Raw genomic sequence first — 18,404 nt, forward strand, 5'->3', positions numbered from 1 at the left:
CTTTATATAACAATGACGTTTGATACATTATAAAAATTCCCACTTTTTGGGAATAAAAGCTAGTTTTGAATCGTTAACATGATATAGGGTACTAATATTGTCATACATTTATGAATAGTGATTCCGAAATGAATACAAAGTTACGAGAGCTCATCCCGGTGATTCGTCGTTTTGCCTTTTCTCTAACGGGCTCAGATCACGATGCTGATGATTTACTGCAAAACACTTTAGAGCGCATCTTGCAAAAGGGCGTTCCTGATGATGCGGATCTGATGAAATGGGCATTCCGTGTGTGTCGTAATTTGTGGATCGACGAATACCGTTCACGTAAAGTAAGGCAAGCTGCTACTGAAAACCCTGAATTACAGGAGTCTGTTATCGATGGTACCAAAACGATTGCCGACCATATCACATTAGAGCAAGTTCAACGCGCCATGAATCACCTACCGGAAGATCAACGTTCCATCCTCACGCTCGTCGTGTCAGAGGGGCTTAGCTATAAAGAAGTCTCGCAAACGTTGGATATCCCCATTGGTACTGTAATGAGTAGACTTTCACGAGCGCGACAATCCATGGTGGATTGGTTTAACGATCACGATATGAGGATTCTCGCATGATAGTAACTGACGAAAAATTGGGCGCTTTTATAGATAACGAGCTTCCTGCAGAAGAAATGGATGCTATTCGCGATCAGATTGCTACTGATGAAACATTGGTTGATCGTATCGCTCAGCTAAGTATTGTTGACCACGCTGTGCGCACCACACTGCATGCGATTGATGACAAACCCTTGCCCGACTCTGTGCATCAACTGTTCGAAACTGAGCAACCTTCTGCATCAAATGTCATTAAGTTCCCAGCAATGCGCAAAGTTGCTCAAACTCTGCGTGAACACGTCGCTATTGCTGCGGTGTTCGTTTTAGCTATTGGTGTTACAGTTGGCACTTATTTCAACACAGACTCGAGCAATGCTCTGGACTGGTCTTCGGTTAACCATGAACTTAGTACTAGATTGAGTGATCAGTCTGTTAGTTTAGGCGAGGGCTGGAAAATGCACTTAAAAACCAGCTTTATTAATACTGATGAGAATTATTGCCGATTATTTTCGCTGCAATCAAACACCTCAGCTCATATGAATATCGCATGCCGACAGCAAGACACTTGGCAGCTACACTCTAGAATTCCATTTGAGCCAACACAGGCTGAAGACTACCAAACCGCATCGGTAGATCCAAAAATTAATCAACTCATTGATTCAACCATAAAGGGTAGTTTCCTGAACCAGGCTCAAGAACAAAAAGCCATCAATCGTCAATGGAAGAATCAATAGGTTTAGCGATGAAGCACTTATTTATCTTGGTTTTAACCCTACTATTGGCAGCTTGCGCCTCTCAATATAGGTATAACCCCCTACAAAACATAGGTATTGGCCCCTATCACGCCTCTATTGGCCAAAATTTGTACCGGGTACACTTTAAGACTCTTGGTTCCAATAAAGAAACCACACGTCTGCAAGCGCTAAAGCATGCGAAATACCTAACTTCAAATCAGAATTTAGACTGGTTTATTGTGCTAAAAGAACAAGTTATTACTGAACAGTTAGAGAGCTTGGAAGCTAACGAGGTTCTACGCATTACTTGCAACGAAAATGAATGCCATCAAAGCACATATTCAAACCCACATTTCAAACAACAATTTACTGCTTCGGATAAACCAGTCACCACTGAGGTCATAGTAGTCATACGTATGGGTCGAGGCATCCAGCCCGCAGTTAAGAAAAGCTACAGTGCCTACTAAAACATAACGAAAACTAAAACTAACAAGTACCAGTTTCGCTTGCTATGCGCCCTGCTAATAAGTTATATTAGAAACTATTAATATTATAAATTTCTAATACCCCCTATGAGTCTTACAGAGCACTTTTCGCGTTTTAGACAGCACATTATTGGTGAAGGTCATGACTATTCAGAGTCGAGCCATAACCGTGACATCTTGTATGCGGATTGGACCGCCAGTGGCCGTCTTTATCGTCCCATTGAAGACTTTATAATCAATGAGTTAGGGCCTTATGTGGCCAATACTCATACCGAAACGACGCTCACTGGCACGACCATGACCGAAGCTTACCATGATGCGCAAAAAATCATAAAAAGGCATGTGAATGCATACCCGAGCGACGTGTTAATCGCCGCCGGCTCTGGTATGACGCTCGTTATCAACAAATTTCAGCGTATGTTGGGCTTGCGCGTTCCAGAGAAGTGGCGCGAGCGTTTGGATATCGCGGAACACGAAAAGCCGTTGGTTTTGGTTACGCACATGGAACACCATTCCAATCAAACCACTTGGCACGAGTGTGAGGTTACCTTAGAGATTATTCGCTCTGATCAAGATGGCCGTCCTGACTTGAGTCACATGCGTGAACTGCTAGAGCAGTACAAAGACCGACTAGTCAAAATCGGCTCTTTTACGGCTTGTAGCAACGTTACCGGCATTACCACGCCGTATCATAAGATGGCGGAAATCATGCATGAATACGATGGTTTGTGTTTTGTCGATTTCGCAGCTTCAGCGCCATATGTTGATATTAATATGCATCCTGAAAACCCTGCGCAAAGACTCGATGCTATCTTTATGTCGCCCCACAAATTTTTAGGTGGTCCAGGTAGTAGCGGTATTTTGATTTTTGATGAAAAGCTTTATAACTGTAAAGTCCCTGATCAACCCGGCGGCGGTACTGTTTCTTGGACCAACCCTTGGGGTGAGCACCGTTTCTTCGACAATATTGAGGCGCGTGAAGATGGTGGCACACCTGCTTTTTTACAAACCATTAAGGCGGCTTTAGCGATTAAGCTTAAAGATGCGATGCAAGTGGATAAAATTAAGCAGCGTGAAGAGCAGTTAGTGAAAATTTTATTAGAGGGCTTACGCCAACACCCTGACGTGCGGATTTTAGAAGATCAGCAAAACGATCGACTTTGCATCGTTTCGTTTTATGTATTGGGTATTCACCACAATTTGTTAGTGCGTTTATTAAACGATCGCTTCGGCATTCAAAGTCGTGGTGGTTGCTCTTGTGCCGGTACTTATGGCCACCTGTTACTTGGTGTTGATCAGTTGCAAAGCCATGAAATCACCAACCGCATCGATCAAGGTGACTTGACTGATAAACCTGGTTGGGTACGCATTTCGTTACACCCGACCAACACCGATGAAGAAGCTCGCTTTTTAGTGGAGTCTATTCACCAAGTTATTACCAATGCCGAAGCTTGGTCTAAGGACTACGACTTTGATCAAAGTTCTGGTGAGTTCCGCCCGAAACATAAACAAAAGCCCCTGCGCTCTTTAGCAGACTTTAGTGCGCTATAATTGCGCATCTTGGTGTCATAAGGCACAATTTTAATAGATTAGAAAAGACTGGTATTAGGATGGACATTATAAACATTACTGATCAGATGCAAAAACACTCTGCGCAAGCTGCTCGTTTTTTAAAGAATATTTCTAACGAGCAACGTCTGCTTATTTTATGTATTTTGCATGAACAAGAGTTGTCCGTAGGTCAGCTGAACGAGATGCTACCTAAGCTCAGCCAGTCAGCACTATCACAGCATTTAGCGCTGTTACGTAAGGAAGGCTTGGTGACGACTCGTCGCGACTCACAAACAATTTACTATCGACTGTCGTCTAACGAAGCCGCACAAATCATACATTTATTACACACATTATTTTGTAAGGAAGAATGCTCATGAAACCTTGTGTTGCTGAATACCTTAAATCAGTAAAGTCTCAAATTAATGAAGTTAATGTTGAGCAATTAAAGCAATCAGAACTTGCCGATGCACTTATTCTCGATGTTCGCGAACCTCAGGAGCATCAACAGGGTATGATCCCGAACGCTACGCCATTACCGCGCGGCGTTCTTGAATTTAAACTTTTCGACTTACCCGAGTTAAAAGACTTGTCGGAAGAAGAAGCTCAGAATAAACCTATTTATGTTTATTGTGCCTCTGGCGGTCGCTCGGCCTGCGCTGCGCTGACGCTTCAAAACTTAGGCTTTAAGCAAGTCGCTTCTGTTGCTGGTGGTTATCAGGAATGGACCAAGTCTGGTGGCGAAGTTACTAAGTAACATTCAATTAGTACAACTTCCAAAAGGTCTCTGCTACATTTTTTGCAGTGACCTTTTTTATTAGACTCTTCTTATTTTAGTTACTTTTTATAAGCTATTCTTTTCGCAACATTAATCTAGCAATAATCATACCGGTTACTAATGGCACTAAAAACCACATGAGTTCGGCTATGATTAGTGGCGATACACTAATAGCAGGACCAGGGCAGTAGCCACTCAATCCCCAACCTATCCCAAAAAGAGCACTGCCGATGAGTAACTTCGAGTCGATAACACCCTGCTTAATTTGTGCGCGTTCTTCTTTTGTTAGCAATAAACTAAAGCCTGGGATCGACACTAATAAAGCTCCGCCCATCACCCAGGCTAGGGTTGGGTCCCACTCACCGAATATATCCAGAAAGCCTTGTACCTTATCGGGATTAATCATTTGCGACATGGCTAAACCAAAGCCAAACAATGTTCCACAAAATAGTGCGATGATCATTTTTCTAGTGGCGGTATTTTTCATGATAGCACCCCCATTACAGCGACGGTAATCACTGCCGTCGCCATAAACGTCACAGTAGCGACAATCGAGCGTTTTGATAATCGCCCGATACCACACACACCATGACCACTGGTACAGCCGTTTCCGATGTAAGTACCAAGCCCGACTAGTAAGCCAGACGCTACCAATAATTCTTTAGGGTAGCCTTGTCTGAGCGCTGGCTCTACATTAAAGAAATAGCTATATATTAATGTTCCAAGCATTAAACCAATTAAAAATAATAACGGCCACCAGTCGCCGATAGAGCTTTTACTCGACGTGATAAGACGTTTAACCATACCGCTGATACCAGCGATCTTGCGCATACTAATGAAGAAAACTATTGAGGCGACACCAATCATCATGCCACCAATCAACGCTTGCCACTGAATGTCCAAAGTTACACCACAATTTGATTATTAGAGTTTTCTAATATATTATTCTTACATCACTTTTTCAATCTTTATCGAATGATGTCTGACATAAATAACGACAAAATCAGTATCACCCCTTTCTATCATGAAGATACAGGGACTTGGAGCTATGTTGTGACAGACAAAGCGACCAGTATTACGGCTATCGTCGATCCAGTGTTGGATTTTGATCTACCCTCAGGAGAAGCCAGCTATGAATCTGCGGATGAACTGGTGCATTTTGTTAAAAACAATAACTTGCAGTTCCAATGGGTCTTAGAAACCCATGCTCACGCCGATCATTTAACGGCAGCACCTTATATTAAAGAAAAACTTGGCGGCAAAATCGTTATTGGCGAAGGCATTCGTGAGGTTCAAAAGCACTTTGTCGACAAGCTAAATCTTGATGTCAAAGCCGATGGTAGCCAGTTCGATCTATTAATGCGTGAGGGCGAAACCTTACCTCTTGGTGAATCACACTTTAAGGCACACCCTACTCCTGGGCACACTAACGATAGTATGAGCTATGAAATCGAAGGTAATCTCTTTATTGGTGACACTTTCTTCCACCCCGATCTAGGCACTGCTCGCTGTGATTTTCCAGGTGGTAGCGCGGCTAAGCTTTTCAAAAGCCTTGAGTTTTTACTTTCTTTCCCAGACGATTATAAACTATGGCTATGCCACGATTACCCTGAAGATCGCGAAGCCGTGGCGTGTACTACAGTAGCCGAGCAAAAGAACAATGTTCACTTCAAAAAGTCTGGTGGCGATCCTGAGGTGTATACCAAAATTCGAACAGAGCGTGACAGCACTCTGAGCGTGCCACGACTTATTTTTCCATCCTTACAGGTCAATATTCGCGCAGGGCAATTCCCCGACGATGAAACGAATGGTCGTAAGTATTTGAAAATGCCTCTTTCCATCAAGAAAAGCTGATTTTCGTTGCGCCCTTTGGCGGTGAGTTGCTAAACTTGCCGCCAACTTCAATTACCAAATTGTGTAGCCTTGTCCTTACCTCAGCTCAATCAACGTCAACAACAAGCACTCCTTAACACATCGGGCCCACTTTTAGTGCTAGCCGGTGCCGGCAGTGGTAAAACAAGTGTAATTACACGCAAAATCGTCTACCTCATTAAAGAGCGAAAAATCCCTGCGCGCAATATTGTCGCGGTAACTTTTACCAATAAAGCCGCGCGCGAAATGAAGCAACGTGTGGGCAAGATTGCAGGTCAGAACGCGACCAAAGGTTTAACAGTTTCGACCTTCCACAACTTTGGTCTTAACTTTATTCGTCGCGAATATAAAACCTTGCAGATGAAGTCTAACTTTACGATTTTCGACGATCAAGACAGTCTAGCACTCCTTAAAGACTTAGGCTTTAAAGAAGCAGAAAGTGATAAAGCGTTATTATCACAGCTGCAAAACCAAATTTCGCAATGGAAGAATGATTTGATCCTTCCAGAGCAAGCAATCGCTGAAGCTAATACACAAGAGCTTTTGGTATTCGCCAAGGTTTACGAAAAGTACGCGCGCAGCATGAAGGCTTATAACGCGGTTGATTTCGACGATCTGATTCTTATTCCGACTCTGCTACTCCGCGATAATATTGAAATCCGCGAAAAGTGGCAGAGTAAAATTAAGTATTTGCTCGTCGATGAGTATCAAGATACCAACACCAGCCAATATGAGCTGATCAAGCATTTAGTCGGACAGTTCGGTAACTTTACTGTGGTTGGTGATGACGATCAGTCGATATATTCTTGGCGCGGTGCGCGACCAGAAAACCTTGATCAGTTAGCCAAAGACTTCCCAAACCTTCAAGTTACCAAGCTTGAGCAAAACTACCGTTCTTATGGTCGAATTTTAAAAGCTGCAAACGTCCTCATCGACAATAACCCTCACGTTTTTGAAAAGAAGCTTTGGTCAGACAAACCTTATGGCGATCCATTACGTGTTGTTACTTGTGCCAATGAAGATGACGAAGCGTTAAAAGTAGTAACCGAAATTATTTCACGTAAAGTCCGCACAAAAAATGGCAAGTATTCCGACTTCGCTATTCTTTACCGCGGAAATCACCAAGCCAAGTTATTTGAAAAGGCTTTAATCGCCAATAAAGTTCCTTATAAAATTTCTGGCAGCACCTCCTTTTTTGGTCGCTCTGAAATTAAAGACATTATGGCTTATCTTCGTCTGCTGACTAACGAAGATGACGATAATGCTTTTTTACGGATTGCCAACACGCCAAGGCGCTCAATAGGGCCGACGACTTTAGAGCAGCTCGGCACCTATGCGCAGAAACGTCATATCAGTTTGTATGCGGCGAGTTTTGAGATGGGCCTTGAACAATATTTAACGGGCAAAGGGTTAGATTCGGTGCGCCGATTTACCGACACTATTTCTCGCGCGGCTGACAATGTTAAGCGCGGCGATAGTCTTGGTGTAATACACGACCTAATTGCTAAAATTGGTTACCACTCATGGCTACACGAAACATCCAGTACACCTAAAGCCGCAGAATTCCGCTGGAATAATATCCAAGAACTCCTAGGTTGGGTTGAAAAGTACGTGGACGAAAACGAACACGAAGATAACCCATTCGCGGCCGCAGTCGCTAATCTCATGCTTCGCGACATGCTAGATAGAAACGAAGAGGAAGAAGAGGACTCGAATCAAGTGCAATTAATGACTTTGCACGCGGCTAAGGGTCTCGAATTTAACCATGTTTATTTAGTGGGCATGGAGGAAGAGTTTTTACCGCATAAATCGAGTATCGAAAATGATGATATTGAAGAAGAACGAAGACTCGCTTACGTTGGTATCACACGCGCACAAAAAACTTTAGTTTTCACTCTGTGTAAAAAGCGTAATAAATTTGGCGAGGTTATTAACTGTGAGCCTAGCCGCTTCTTAGAAGAGATCCCGGCCGAGGATTTAGACTGGGATATTAAAAGAGAACCATTATCGGAAACGGAGCAAGAAGAACTCGCGGATAGTAATTTCTCGATGCTAAAGTCCCTTTTTAACGATTAAGCCTAAATACTGTTCCATAAATATTACAGCATTCACCTTTTTTAACTTTCTTACATTCTAGAACTTGCAAATACTCTATGGTTTTGCAAATAATGCTATTAGACACATTGCACAGGAGGTGGTAAATGTCATTTTTAGAGTGGGTTATTATTAGTATTGCTTGTCTACTCGTTTTTTTGATTGGGTATGCTGGGGTTACAGGTCGGTCAATCTTTTCCTTTAAAGAAGATAACGATAATCACAGTAGAAAACAGTAACTAATTACACAAAAATTTTTCTGAGGAGCAATAAAAAAGACTTCCGAAGAAGCCTTTTTTATTTACTGTGCCTAGGGCTTAATTCAGTCTCTGGAACACGGTTGCGATACCTTGACCTAGACCGATACACATAGTCGCGATACCAAACTCCTTATCCTTATCTTCCATTAAGCGCAACAAGGTTGTTGATATACGTGAACCTGAACAACCTAACGGGTGACCTAAAGCAATTGCGCCACCATTTAGGTTAACCTTATCTTCAAAGTTACCACGTAAACCAAGACCATCTAGTACGGCAATCGACTGTGCGGCAAATGCTTCATTCAGCTCGAACAAGTCGATATCTTCTATCTTCATGTTTGCTCGTGCTAATGCTTTTTTCACCGCTGGAACTGGTCCGAAGCCCATGATCGAAGGATCACAACCGGCGACCCCCATGGATACAATTTTAGCGATAGGTGTTAGACCTAAACTTTCTGCTTTCTCTTTCGACATCACGAGCATCGCAGAAGCACCGTCTGAGATTGCGGATGATGTGGCCGCTGTCACCGAACCATTTCTTGGATCGAATACAGGACGCAACTTAGCCAAGTCTTCAACTGTCGACTCAGGACGAATCACTTCGTCATAATCAAACAGTTTCAACTGACCTTTTTCATCATGGCCTTCCATCGCGAATATTTCTTTAGCAAATCGACCTTCAACGGTCGCTTTATGCGCTAGCTGGTGCGAGCGGTAACCGAACTCATCCTGCTCTTGGCGTGATACTTTATACATATTGGCGAGCATTTCAGCAGTTAAGCCCATCATGCCAGCGGCTTTAGCTGTGTATTTCGCCAACTCTGGATCAAAGTCGATACCATGGTTCATCGGCACATGCCCCATGTGCTCAACGCCGCCTATAATAAAGACATCACCATCACCGACCATAATCGAGCGTGTTGCTGTGTGTAACGCTTCCATAGAAGAGCCGCACAAGCGGTTTACCGTTTGACCAGCGACATGATGCGGTAAGTCGGTTTTTAACATAGCGTTACGCGCAATGTTGAAGCCCTGCTCTAGTGTTTGCTGTACACAACCCCAGATAACGTCTTCAACGTCAGCAGGATCTAACTTGTCATTACGATCCAATAAACCTTGCATTAATCGAGCCGATAATTCTTCTGCTCGTGTATTTCTAAACATTCCGCCTTTCGAGCGACCCATTGGGGTACGAATGGCGTCTACAATAACTACTTCTTTCATCGTTAGCTCCCAGAGGCTCTCTTAAGATAAGTCCGATTGATAAAATTTCTTGCCATCTTTAGCCATATCCAACATGCCAGCTGTCGGTTCATAAGCCTTACCTAGGTGTTGGTATTTTTTAGCTAGCTCAACGATGGTGTCAATTCCTTGGCTATCGACGTACTTAAATACGCCACCACGGAATGGCGGGAATCCTAGGCCATAAATTAGCGCCATATCGCCTTCCGCCGGACTATCAATAATGCCTTCTTCTAAACAGCGAATAGTCTCGATAATCATTGGCAACATAGTGCGTGCGATAATCTCGTCATCACTAAAGTCTTTGCTTTCAGTGGCAATTTCTTTAAGCAACTCATAAGCCTTTGGATCGGCTTCTTTAGTGGTGCGCCCTTTCTTGTCTTTACCGTAGACGTAAAAACCACTACCTGTTTTCTGACCGTATCGGTCGTTTTCAAACATTACATCGATAGCATCTTTCTCGTCTTTGCTCATACGATCTGGGAAGCCTTCCGCCATCACTTCTGCGGCATGACGGCCTGTATCCATGCCCACCACATCAAGCAAATACGCCGGCCCCATCGGCCAGCCAAACTTCTTGCTCATGACTTTATCGACTTGCTGGAAGTCTGCACCATCACGAACCAGTTTGGTGAAACCGCCGAAGTAAGGGAATAACACGCGGTTTACGAAAAAGCCCGGGCAGTCATTCACAACCACAGGCGATTTGCCCATCTTGCTGGCATAAGCAACAACGCTGGCAATAGTCTCATCAGAGGTTTTTTCACCACGGATAATTTCTACCAACGGCATTTTGTGCACTGGGTTAAAGAAGTGCATGCCACAGAACTTTTCTGGACGCTGTAGCGACTTAGCCAAACGATCAATCGAGATGGTTGAAGTGTTTGAGCAAATAATGGCGTCTTCCGGCATTAAGCTTTCGACTTCTTTTAGTACCGACTCTTTCACTTTCGGATTCTCAACAACCGCTTCTACCACGATATCGGTGTGCTTAATTTCATCGTAGCTTAAGGTTGGTTTAATGCTGGCAATACCTTTAGCCATTTTCTCGGTTGAGATTTTGCCGTACTTTAAGCCTTTACCAAAAAGCTTAATCGCTTCATCCATACCCTGCTCTAGAGCTTCAGGATTAATATCTTTCATGATTGCAGGGACACCGCGCGACGCTGACTGGTAAGCGATGCCGCCACCCATAATGCCCGCGCCTAAAACTGTAGCGTTCTTAACGTCAACATTCGCTGTTTTGGCTGCAATCTTTGCTTTCTTTTTTAACACCTGATCATTTAAGAACAGCTGAATCAATGACGACGCTTGTTCAGTTTGTGCCATATCCGCAAACGCTTCATGCTCAGCTTTAATCGCATCTTCCAGCACCATAGTTGCGCTGTCTTCGATTAACTGCACGCCACGAACCCGTGCTGGGTAATGAGGGCCTGCTTGGCTTGCTATATAGCCTTTTGAGGTCATAAACGACATAGTGGCTTCAGTTTTATTCAGCTGTAATGGTGCTTTCTTTTCGGCGCGGCGCGCTTTCCAATCAAGCTTACCTTCTACCGCGTCTAATAGCATTTGCTCTGTGCTGTCGACTAAGTGCTCAGAATCTACCACTGCGTCTAACACACCTACAGCCAATGCTTTTTCAGGCTTATAGGCTTTACCAGTCGATAACCACTCAAACGCATTATCCGCACCAATAATTCTGGCAAGTCGCACGCTTCCACCAAACCCTGGAACTAATCCCAGCTTTGATTCTGGCAAACCTACTTGTGCTTTCGGACTAGCGACACGGAAGTCACAGGTTAAGCACATTTCTAGGCCGCCACCTAGCGCCATACCATCAATCGCTACAGCTGTAGGATATGGCAAATCTTCAAAACCACTAAAGACTTCATTCGCTTCAACTAACCAGCCCAGCAACTCTTCTCGGCTAGAAGCAAATAACTCATTAAATTCTGTAATGTCAGCACCAACGATAAATACTGGTTTGGCGCTGGTCGCCATAACGGCTTTGACTTCTTTATGATCTTTCAACAACTCGTTGACTTGTCGCCATTCGTTTAAAGTGGCACGGTCGAATTTGTTTACCGACTCGTTTTTATTATCAAAACATACTTCCGCGACACCTTTGTCACGCAGTCTGCATTGAATCGACTGACCTTCGAAAATCATTCTGTTTCTCCGTGTTGGTTTCAGATGATGGAGTTATACTTCAGACAGATCCGATTAAAGTATAGATTGGGATTTTTGTTCATTCCCCAGTGTACTTCAACCGACCTTCTAGTCTCAACCACATATCTACGGCTTATCTGGTCTGACCAATAATAACTAACTTTGTTCCCAAACAAAAGTTCTCATGCTTTCTTTGTGTTTATTCCTACCTTTTGCTGCAAAAGGATTCTTTCCTTGCTGAACCCAGCCCCTATCTGAAATAATGGTTGCCATTGTTTATTGAATATTATGGTAATTTTATGACTGACGCAGAGCTGAAACCTTTATACTCTGAGCATATTGATACTATTACGAAGCGTTACCAGAACGCGATGCAACGCCACGGCTTCGACCATCTTTTAATTCCTGCGGGCTCATTACACGGCATTTTCCTTGACGACATGTCGTACCCGTTTAAGTCGAACTTTCATTTCAACAGCTTTATACCGCACGACGATCTTCACGACAGCACGGTACTTATCTCAGCTAAAGGCGATCGCACCCTTTGCTACTACCAGCCGGTTGATTTTTGGCACAAGGTTGCCGGTGATCCGGATGGTTTCTGGGTCGAACATTTCGACATCAAAATGCTGCGTAAAAAGGACGAAGTTCGTGCCTTTATGCCATCTAACGGCTCTATCGCCTTTATTGGTGAAATGACTTATCCGTTTATGGACGAAGACTTCGACGCCATTAACCCTGGTAACTTGATCAACGAAATTAACTGGCACCGTGCGACTAAAACCGCTTATGAAATCGAGTGCTCTGCTTTAGCTAACAAGCGCGCCGCTATGGGTCACATGGCTGCTCGCGATATGTTCTACAATAAAGGCTCTGAGCTTGAAATCCATTTAGCCTATTTATTAGCCAGCGGTCATCACGAAGCGCAACTTCCTTATAACAGTATTGTTGCACTTAATGAAAATGCTTCGATTTTGCACTATATGCATTACGATGCCGAGCGTCCAAGCGAGCACCGTACTTTCCTGATTGACGCAGGAGCGCGCTATAACAGCTACGACGCAGATATTACTCGTACATACTCTTTCGATAAAAACAACGAGTTTGCCGAACTTATCGACACCATGGAAAAGCTGCACTTAAGTGTCGTCGATCGCGTTAAGCCAGGTCAATCCTACGTTGACTTACATATCGATACCCATTTAGAGATTGCTAAGGTATTGAATCAGTTCAAGATTTCTAGCATGAGTCCTGAGTCTATGGTGGAAAATGGAGTCACTCGCACCTTCTTCCCACATGGCCTAGGTCATCAGATTGGTCTACAGGTTCACGACGTGGGTGGTCACCAGTCGAACGCCGATGGCGATCCAGCGCCACCGCCACAAGAGCATCCGTTCTTGCGTAATACGCGCCCGATTGAGCAAAATCAAATTTTAACCATTGAGCCAGGTTTGTATTTCATTAAGTCACTGTTAGCAGATCTTAAAGACAGCGAGCACAGCTCAAGCATTAACTGGAATCGCATAGAAGAATTCCGTCCTTATGGCGGCATTCGTATCGAAGACGATATCGCGGTTACTGAGACAGGTCATCGCAACCTTACTCGTGCTTATTTGAAATAAACAGTTAGCCATGAGTAAATCTACGGCCGCTTACCGTGTTCCTAATCATACGGTAAGCGAGCCTTGTACCTTCGAAGAAATGATTAAGGGTAGCCGCTTCATTACTCGACTGATCTATAGTCCTAGCGTAGAAGACGCCAAATCCTATATAAAGCTACTGAATACCCAAGAACCCGACGCTACTCACCACTGTTGGGCTTATATCGTTGGCAATCCTGACAGCACAACTCTAATCGCTTGCTCCGATGATGGAGAGCCAAGCGGTACTGCTGGAATGCCTATGTTGAACGTTCTACAGCACTCTGGGCTAGGTGACGTAACGGTAGTGGTTACTCGCTACTATGGTGGCACAAAGCTTGGAACCGGTGGCTTGGCTCGCGCTTACAGCGCTGGTGTGAAAGGCTCTTTAGAGTGTGTGAGCACTCACATCAAAATTTATACTACACCTATCGAAATCTCTACTAATTACGAACTACAGAACCAAGTTCGTTATCTTTTAGAAGAGCACCAAGCCCAGAACATTAATGAACACTTCACCGATAAAGTGGTTATAATAGCCGATATCCCTGATGGCAAACTGGACTCTTTTGTATCATCAGTTGAGGCCTATCAAAACAAACAACAACTTACAATTAAGGTAGACCATGCAAGCGCTTAAACATATTCATATGACCTTAGCCATAATTACCATCCTTGGCTTTTTATTCCGCAGTGTTTTGTTATTGAAACAAAGTCCAGCGCTGCAAAAAAAATGGCTTAAAATTACCCCCCATATTATTGATACTCTTTTATTAGCATCCGGTATCACTCTATGGCTTACCTGGTATGGTGCGGTTTCAATGCCATGGCTTAACTTTAAGATTCTAATGATTGTAGCTTACATTGCCTTTGGAATTATTACCTTTAAAGCCCAAGGCAAAGCCTTACGCAGTGTGGCTTTTGCCCTTGCAATCATCAGTTTTGCCACCATACTTTATGTAGCCAGAACAAAAATGTTGCCTTGGTAATTAGACTCCAGCAGGTATTTTATGATTGATCCAAAAAAGTTAGACGACATCGCCAAAAAGCTTTCAGACGCAGTACCCGATCGGGTTAAGTCTGCTAAAGATGAGATGGGTAAACAATTTAAACAAGTCCTACAAACACAATTAGGTAAACTTGATCTTGTTTCACGTGATGAATTTGATACCCAAACACAGGTTTTACTCAGAACTCGACAAAAAATTGAAGAATTAGAAAAAAAGCTCAGCGAGCTGGAAGGTAAGTAGTAAAAGGGCAGAGTTTGTCGCAAAGACTCAAGCTGCCCTCACTTATCTATTAAGCGGCTCCATTGAAAAGCTCTATTGAGCAGCTTCGATAGTTAAGCTTTGGTTACTAAAGCTTATTTCGCTCCAATCAGCTTCCGCAGAGTCTAACTTGTATTTCGCTCTAGCTTGAACGGTGTACTGACCTGGTGCTAAATAGTCGCCGGTTGCTATAATTTCGCCCGTATTAGGATCTTCCTGATAAATCTCCTGATCCCAAAGCGTTGGCGTACCTATGGATTCACCGGTGTAAACTATTTTTATATTCCACTGTCCGCTACAACCTGTTGTTGTTACTTCTGAGCTAAAAACTCTATCCCCTGAATCATCACCTATTTCAATAATATCAAAACCACAACTAGCATATTCAATGTGCGCTGTCGGTATCCCATCATTGGTAAGAACCATATCGAAAGCTATCGGTTCTTGTTCTACAAAAGTATTTTTAACCTCTCCAAGTTCGATTTGGCCGTTTACTATTTCGTAACCCTTTAGGCTGAATGTTGCTTTAAGGTTAGCCTTATTGTCATCGTCTTTACAGCCTGAAATGCCTATGGTGAGTAAGCTTGCTAATACTAGTAGTATTTTTTTCATAATGCCTCTAAATATATTTTTTAATTATCTGTTCCAGCCGTCATCATAATTGATTCTACTAGAAGTTCAACTAACTCCCTCAAAGTTTAAGCCTCCTAATGGTTTCGGTGATGTCCTACTTTTAATTCACGTGACAAATCCTATCTCAACTTTCCTTTTGTAAACTCTTCTTTCCTTTACAACGCAACCGAACTCAGTCATACGTTATTTTTACAATTTTATCTCCCTACTAGAGCTTCTGTCCCTTGCCTTTTAACAGGGTTTGTATAATCTGTTGATAAGGAACACAACAAAATAACCAATATGTTACTAATCGGCGGCAACCCACAACAAAAGCATATCCAGCTCGATCCTAAAATGGCTAATCGTCATGGTTTAGTAGCCGGTGCTACCGGTACCGGTAAAACCGTGACCCTGCAAATTCTCGCGGAAGGCTTTTCTAAGATGGGGGTTCCAGTTTTTACTGCCGATGTTAAAGGTGATCTTTCCGGCGTTGCCATAGCCGCTGGCTCACATCCCAAGATTACTGAGCGTATTGAGAAAATAGGCATTAAAGATTACCAGCCTCACAACAACCCCGTTATCTTCTGGGATGTTTTTGGTAAACATGGTCACCCTGTTCGTACTACTATTTCGGAGATGGGACCGATTCTTTTAGCAAACCTTTTAGAGCTTAATGATACCCAAGAAGGTGTCCTACATATTGCTTTTGATATAGCCGATGAACAAGGTCTTTTATTGTTAGATATCAAAGACTTGCGATCCATGCTTAATTGGCTAAGTGATAATCGCAATGAGATTATGCGCGAGTATGGCAACGTTTCTTCGCAAAGTGTCGCCGCTATTGTCCGCCGTTTGTTGGTTCTAGAGAATTCAGGAGGTGATCAGTTTTTCGGTGAGCCTGCGCTTAATATTCAAGACATGATGCGTACTGATACCAGTGGTCGCGGCATGATTAACATTCTCCACAGTAAAGAGTTGATGCTCAATCCTCGCATTTATTCGACCTTCTTATTGTGGATGCTGTCTGAACTGTTTGAAGAGCTTGACGAAGTTGGCGATCCAGATAAACCCCGCCTGGTCTTTTTCTTCGATGAGGCGCATTTATTGTTTGAGCATGCGCCTAAGGCCTTGCTCCAACGCATTGAGCAAGTTGTTCGCCTTATACGCTCAAAAGGTGTTGGTATTTTCTTTGTTACGCAACACCCTACTGATATTCCGGATGATGTACTTGGACAGCTTGGCAACCGAATTCAACACGCTTTGCGTGCTTTTACGCCACGTGATTTCAAGGCTGTCAAAACAGCTGCTGAAACCTTTCGTCCTAACCCAGAGCTTGATACCGAATCTTTAATTACTCAGCTTGGCGTTGGTGAAGCTTTAGTGTCTGTTTTGGATGAAAAAGGCCGTCCTGGTATCGTTGAGCAGACCTTAATCTGTCCACCTGAGTCACGTATTGGCCCGCTTAAGCCCAAAGAGCGAGATACAATTTTTAAAGCCTCTCCTGTGCATGGCGTTTATGACACTGCGGTCGATCGTGAGTCAGCCTATGAAATCCTATTAGCTAAAGAGAAAAAACTTCTAGAGCGCCAAGAAAAAGAAATGAAGGAGGCGAAAAAGCTTCGTGAAAAAGAAGAAAAAGCCAAGGCTGCTAAAACACAAGCCGCTAAGAAGTCATCCAGAAAGTCTAATCGCCAAGGAATTGGTGAGACCTTCCTAAAAACCATCGCTCGTACTTTGGGTTCAAATCTCGGTAAGAAATTATTGCGTGGAATTCTGGGTTCATTAACCGGCAGTAAATAGAAGCTTATTGCAGTTTAGGTTATTAAATAATTAAGGTGTCCCCATGGAACACCTTAATCTTTTTTTCTTTAGTTTAGTCTTTTAGGATAAATGTAACTTTCAAGGTCACGCGGAATCCCACAACTTCGCCATTTTCAATCACAGCTTGTTGATCCTTGACCCAAGCCGCTTTTACCTGATCTAAAGTTCTGTTGGCTCTTCGTACCCCTTGGACTACTGCATCTTCAAAGCTTTTTTCAGACTCAACAATAATTTCCGTTACTTTTGCAATTGACATACATTCCCCTTTATAAGTTTTAATTTCAGAACAACCCTTTTCATATTACTTATATTTATTGTATAAACAAGGAACTAAAACATAAGTTTTGTAAATTATCTTTAAAGGAATATTATGCTAAACGTCACAGAAAGCCCCTATCTTGTCCCTTTTGATCAATCTTTTAGCTTAGCAACACGCCCTACAACTGTTGATAATTTACATAAGACCTCTTATTACAAAAAGCGATATAAGGGTAACCGCAAGAAACTCTATAAAGAACAGCAAAAGCTTTATGCTGATAATAAGTATTCTTTATTGTTAATTTTCCAAGCTATGGACGCTGCTGGTAAGGACAGTACCATTCGTCACGTTTTTCGCGGTGTTAATCCAGCCGGTTTCCAGGTTTCTAGCTTTAAACAACCTTCTAAGCGCGAGCTTGATCATGATTTTTTATGGCGAACCGTAAAACAATTACCTGAGCGAGGTCGCATCGGTGTTTTTAATCGAAGCTATTATGAAGAAGTCTTGGTCGTCAAAGTACATCCTCACTACCTTACAGCCCAACAGCTTCCTGAAATAAATGCATATTCTCAGAATTCCGCCAGTTTCTGGTTAAACCGCTACCGTTCTATTAATGAACATGAGCATCATCTTGCAAATAACGGCACTATTATCCGTAAGTTTTTTCTTAATGTCTCACGCGAGGAACAACATAAACGATTTAAAAAACGCATTGAAGTTTCTGGTAAAAACTGGAAGTTCTCTCCTGGTGATTTGCGCGAGAGTGAGTTATGGGATCAATATATGGACGCCTATGAAGGATGCCTTAACAACACATCCACGTCATGGGCGCCTTGGTACTGTATTCCAGCTGATAACAAGCCTGCGATGCGGGCAGCCGTCTCTGATATCATTCTTGAGTCACTTAAGAGCTTAAGTTTGAGCTACCCTTCTCTAGATATAGAGGTTCAGCAAAATTTAGACTCCTATAAAAATCAACTGATTGTATGAATACAAAAAAAGGGGCTATCAGCCCCTTTA

At 43.0% G+C, this 18,404-nt stretch carries 20 protein-coding genes; 14 read left to right on the forward strand and 6 right to left on the reverse strand.

Going from position 1 to position 18,404, the window contains the following annotated elements; translation table 11 throughout:
- The first annotated feature begins 128 nt into the window (after positions 1-128).
- The 6 genes from ABD128_RS07210 (at position 129) to ABD128_RS07235 (ending at position 4,123) form a co-directional block, all read left to right on the forward strand.
- A complete protein-coding gene (locus tag ABD128_RS07210) occupies positions 129-617 on the forward strand; it encodes an RNA polymerase sigma factor (RefSeq protein ID WP_343988644.1) in 489 nt (162 codons plus the stop codon).
- On the forward strand, positions 614-1,330 hold the full coding sequence (locus ABD128_RS07215; RefSeq protein WP_343988646.1) for an anti-sigma factor family protein: 717 nt from the start codon (positions 614-616) through the stop codon (positions 1,328-1,330). The genes ABD128_RS07210 and ABD128_RS07215 overlap by 4 nt, the downstream gene beginning before the upstream one ends.
- Before the next feature lie 8 nt (positions 1,331-1,338).
- Entirely contained in the window at positions 1,339-1,797 is a 459-nt protein-coding gene (locus ABD128_RS07220; RefSeq protein ID WP_343988649.1) for a CC0125/CC1285 family lipoprotein, read from the forward strand.
- 105 nt (positions 1,798-1,902) lie between these two features.
- Positions 1,903-3,366 carry an aminotransferase class V-fold PLP-dependent enzyme gene (locus tag ABD128_RS07225; RefSeq protein ID WP_343988652.1) on the forward strand — a complete coding sequence of 488 codons (1,464 nt, stop codon included), beginning with the start codon at positions 1,903-1,905 and terminating at the stop codon, positions 3,364-3,366.
- A gap of 59 nt (positions 3,367-3,425) precedes the next feature.
- Positions 3,426-3,746 carry an ArsR/SmtB family transcription factor gene (locus tag ABD128_RS07230; RefSeq protein ID WP_425545677.1) on the forward strand — a complete coding sequence of 107 codons (321 nt, stop codon included), beginning with the start codon at positions 3,426-3,428 and terminating at the stop codon, positions 3,744-3,746.
- The gene (locus ABD128_RS07235) at positions 3,743-4,123 is read left to right on the forward strand and encodes a rhodanese-like domain-containing protein (RefSeq protein ID WP_343988655.1); all 381 of its coding nucleotides are present in this window, start codon (positions 3,743-3,745) and stop codon (positions 4,121-4,123) included. The genes ABD128_RS07230 and ABD128_RS07235 overlap by 4 nt, the downstream gene beginning before the upstream one ends.
- Positions 4,124-4,217: 94 nt before the next feature.
- On the opposite strand, the gene ABD128_RS07240 is transcribed toward ABD128_RS07235, so the two are convergent.
- Both ABD128_RS07240 and ABD128_RS07245 read right to left on the reverse strand, forming a co-directional pair.
- Positions 4,218-4,631 (reverse strand): DUF6691 family protein, encoded by a 414-nt coding sequence (locus ABD128_RS07240; protein WP_343988657.1) that lies wholly within the window; start codon positions 4,629-4,631, stop codon positions 4,218-4,220.
- Positions 4,628-5,047, reverse strand: a complete 420-nt coding sequence (locus ABD128_RS07245) for a YeeE/YedE family protein (protein WP_343988660.1) — start codon at positions 5,045-5,047, stop codon at positions 4,628-4,630. The genes ABD128_RS07240 and ABD128_RS07245 overlap by 4 nt, the downstream gene beginning before the upstream one ends.
- A 72-nt stretch (positions 5,048-5,119) precedes the next feature.
- Here ABD128_RS07245 and ABD128_RS07250 point away from each other — a divergent pair, with 72 nt between their 5' ends.
- Complete coding sequence (locus ABD128_RS07250) at positions 5,120-5,998, forward strand: MBL fold metallo-hydrolase (protein WP_343988663.1); 879 nt, start codon at positions 5,120-5,122, stop codon at positions 5,996-5,998.
- A 69-nt stretch (positions 5,999-6,067) separates the two neighbouring features.
- On the forward strand, positions 6,068-8,092 hold the full coding sequence (gene rep / locus ABD128_RS07255) for a DNA helicase Rep (RefSeq protein WP_343988666.1): 2,025 nt from the start codon (positions 6,068-6,070) through the stop codon (positions 8,090-8,092).
- A 335-nt stretch (positions 8,093-8,427) separates the two neighbouring features.
- On the opposite strand, the gene fadA is transcribed toward rep, so the two are convergent.
- Positions 8,428-9,594, reverse strand: coding sequence for an acetyl-CoA C-acyltransferase FadA (gene fadA, locus ABD128_RS07260; protein WP_343988669.1), 1,167 nt, complete (start codon positions 9,592-9,594; stop codon positions 8,428-8,430).
- Between the two features lie 21 nt (positions 9,595-9,615).
- Positions 9,616-11,781 carry a fatty acid oxidation complex subunit alpha FadB gene (gene fadB, locus ABD128_RS07265; RefSeq protein WP_343988672.1) on the reverse strand — a complete coding sequence of 722 codons (2,166 nt, stop codon included), beginning with the start codon at positions 11,779-11,781 and terminating at the stop codon, positions 9,616-9,618.
- Positions 11,782-12,080: 299 nt separating this feature from the next.
- Here fadB and pepQ point away from each other — a divergent pair, with 299 nt between their 5' ends.
- Genes pepQ through ubiK form a run of 4 tightly spaced genes read left to right on the forward strand, consistent with a single transcriptional unit; the run spans position 12,081 to position 14,671 of the window.
- Positions 12,081-13,403 (forward strand): Xaa-Pro dipeptidase, encoded by a 1,323-nt coding sequence (gene pepQ, locus ABD128_RS07270; protein WP_343988675.1) that lies wholly within the window; start codon positions 12,081-12,083, stop codon positions 13,401-13,403.
- Positions 13,404-13,413: 10 nt separating this feature from the next.
- On the forward strand, positions 13,414-14,061 hold the full coding sequence (locus tag ABD128_RS07275) for a YigZ family protein (protein WP_343988678.1): 648 nt from the start codon (positions 13,414-13,416) through the stop codon (positions 14,059-14,061).
- Complete coding sequence (locus tag ABD128_RS07280; protein ID WP_343988681.1) at positions 14,048-14,410, forward strand: SirB2 family protein; 363 nt, start codon at positions 14,048-14,050, stop codon at positions 14,408-14,410. Before ABD128_RS07275 ends, ABD128_RS07280 begins: the two co-directional genes overlap by 14 nt.
- Before the next feature lie 21 nt (positions 14,411-14,431).
- Complete coding sequence (ubiK, locus tag ABD128_RS07285; protein ID WP_343988684.1) at positions 14,432-14,671, forward strand: ubiquinone biosynthesis accessory factor UbiK; 240 nt, start codon at positions 14,432-14,434, stop codon at positions 14,669-14,671.
- 72 nt (positions 14,672-14,743) lie between these two features.
- Here ubiK and ABD128_RS07290 read toward each other — a convergent pair whose 3' ends face one another.
- On the reverse strand, positions 14,744-15,301 hold the full coding sequence (locus ABD128_RS07290) for a hypothetical protein (protein WP_343988687.1): 558 nt from the start codon (positions 15,299-15,301) through the stop codon (positions 14,744-14,746).
- A gap of 303 nt (positions 15,302-15,604) precedes the next feature.
- Here ABD128_RS07290 and ABD128_RS07295 point away from each other — a divergent pair, with 303 nt between their 5' ends.
- Positions 15,605-17,104, forward strand: a complete 1,500-nt coding sequence (locus tag ABD128_RS07295) for a helicase HerA-like domain-containing protein (RefSeq protein WP_343988690.1) — start codon at positions 15,605-15,607, stop codon at positions 17,102-17,104.
- 73 nt (positions 17,105-17,177) lie between these two features.
- On the opposite strand, the gene ABD128_RS07300 is transcribed toward ABD128_RS07295, so the two are convergent.
- The gene (locus ABD128_RS07300) at positions 17,178-17,381 is read right to left on the reverse strand and encodes a dodecin family protein (protein WP_110200186.1); all 204 of its coding nucleotides are present in this window, start codon (positions 17,379-17,381) and stop codon (positions 17,178-17,180) included.
- A gap of 114 nt (positions 17,382-17,495) precedes the next feature.
- Between ABD128_RS07300 and ABD128_RS07305 the strand changes: the two genes are divergently transcribed.
- Positions 17,496-18,374 (forward strand): PPK2 family polyphosphate kinase, encoded by an 879-nt coding sequence (locus ABD128_RS07305; protein ID WP_343988696.1) that lies wholly within the window; start codon positions 17,496-17,498, stop codon positions 18,372-18,374.
- The last annotated feature ends 30 nt before the right edge of the window (positions 18,375-18,404 follow it).

Source organism: Kangiella japonica, from assembly GCF_039523535.1.
In the GTDB taxonomy this organism is placed as follows: Bacteria; Pseudomonadota; Gammaproteobacteria; order Enterobacterales; family Kangiellaceae; genus Kangiella; species Kangiella japonica.

Bases quoted from the DNA above. Each gene is read 5' to 3' on its own strand.
- ABD128_RS07250 (WP_343988663.1), top strand. From the start codon at position 5,120: ATGATGTCTGACATAAATAACGACAAAATCAGTATCACCCCTTTCTAT.
- ABD128_RS07275 (WP_343988678.1), top strand. From the start codon at position 13,414: ATGAGTAAATCTACGGCCGCTTACCGTGTTCCTAATCATACGGTAAGC.
- ABD128_RS07305 (WP_343988696.1), top strand. From the start codon at position 17,496: ATGCTAAACGTCACAGAAAGCCCCTATCTTGTCCCTTTTGATCAATCT.
- ubiK (WP_343988684.1), top strand. From the start codon at position 14,432: ATGATTGATCCAAAAAAGTTAGACGACATCGCCAAAAAGCTTTCAGAC.
- ABD128_RS07240 (WP_343988657.1), bottom strand. From the start codon at position 4,631: ATGAAAAATACCGCCACTAGAAAAATGATCATCGCACTATTTTGTGGA.
- ABD128_RS07290 (WP_343988687.1), bottom strand. From the start codon at position 15,301: ATGAAAAAAATACTACTAGTATTAGCAAGCTTACTCACCATAGGCATT.
- fadB (WP_343988672.1), bottom strand. From the start codon at position 11,781: ATGATTTTCGAAGGTCAGTCGATTCAATGCAGACTGCGTGACAAAGGT.
- ABD128_RS07225 (WP_343988652.1), top strand. From the start codon at position 1,903: ATGAGTCTTACAGAGCACTTTTCGCGTTTTAGACAGCACATTATTGGT.
- pepQ (WP_343988675.1), top strand. From the start codon at position 12,081: ATGACTGACGCAGAGCTGAAACCTTTATACTCTGAGCATATTGATACT.
- ABD128_RS07235 (WP_343988655.1), top strand. From the start codon at position 3,743: ATGAAACCTTGTGTTGCTGAATACCTTAAATCAGTAAAGTCTCAAATT.
- ABD128_RS07220 (WP_343988649.1), top strand. From the start codon at position 1,339: ATGAAGCACTTATTTATCTTGGTTTTAACCCTACTATTGGCAGCTTGC.
- ABD128_RS07295 (WP_343988690.1), top strand. From the start codon at position 15,605: ATGTTACTAATCGGCGGCAACCCACAACAAAAGCATATCCAGCTCGAT.
- ABD128_RS07230 (WP_425545677.1), top strand. From the start codon at position 3,426: ATGGACATTATAAACATTACTGATCAGATGCAAAAACACTCTGCGCAA.
- ABD128_RS07300 (WP_110200186.1), bottom strand. From the start codon at position 17,381: ATGTCAATTGCAAAAGTAACGGAAATTATTGTTGAGTCTGAAAAAAGC.
- ABD128_RS07215 (WP_343988646.1), top strand. From the start codon at position 614: ATGATAGTAACTGACGAAAAATTGGGCGCTTTTATAGATAACGAGCTT.
- ABD128_RS07280 (WP_343988681.1), top strand. From the start codon at position 14,048: ATGCAAGCGCTTAAACATATTCATATGACCTTAGCCATAATTACCATC.
- fadA (WP_343988669.1), bottom strand. From the start codon at position 9,594: ATGAAAGAAGTAGTTATTGTAGACGCCATTCGTACCCCAATGGGTCGC.
- ABD128_RS07210 (WP_343988644.1), top strand. From the start codon at position 129: ATGAATACAAAGTTACGAGAGCTCATCCCGGTGATTCGTCGTTTTGCC.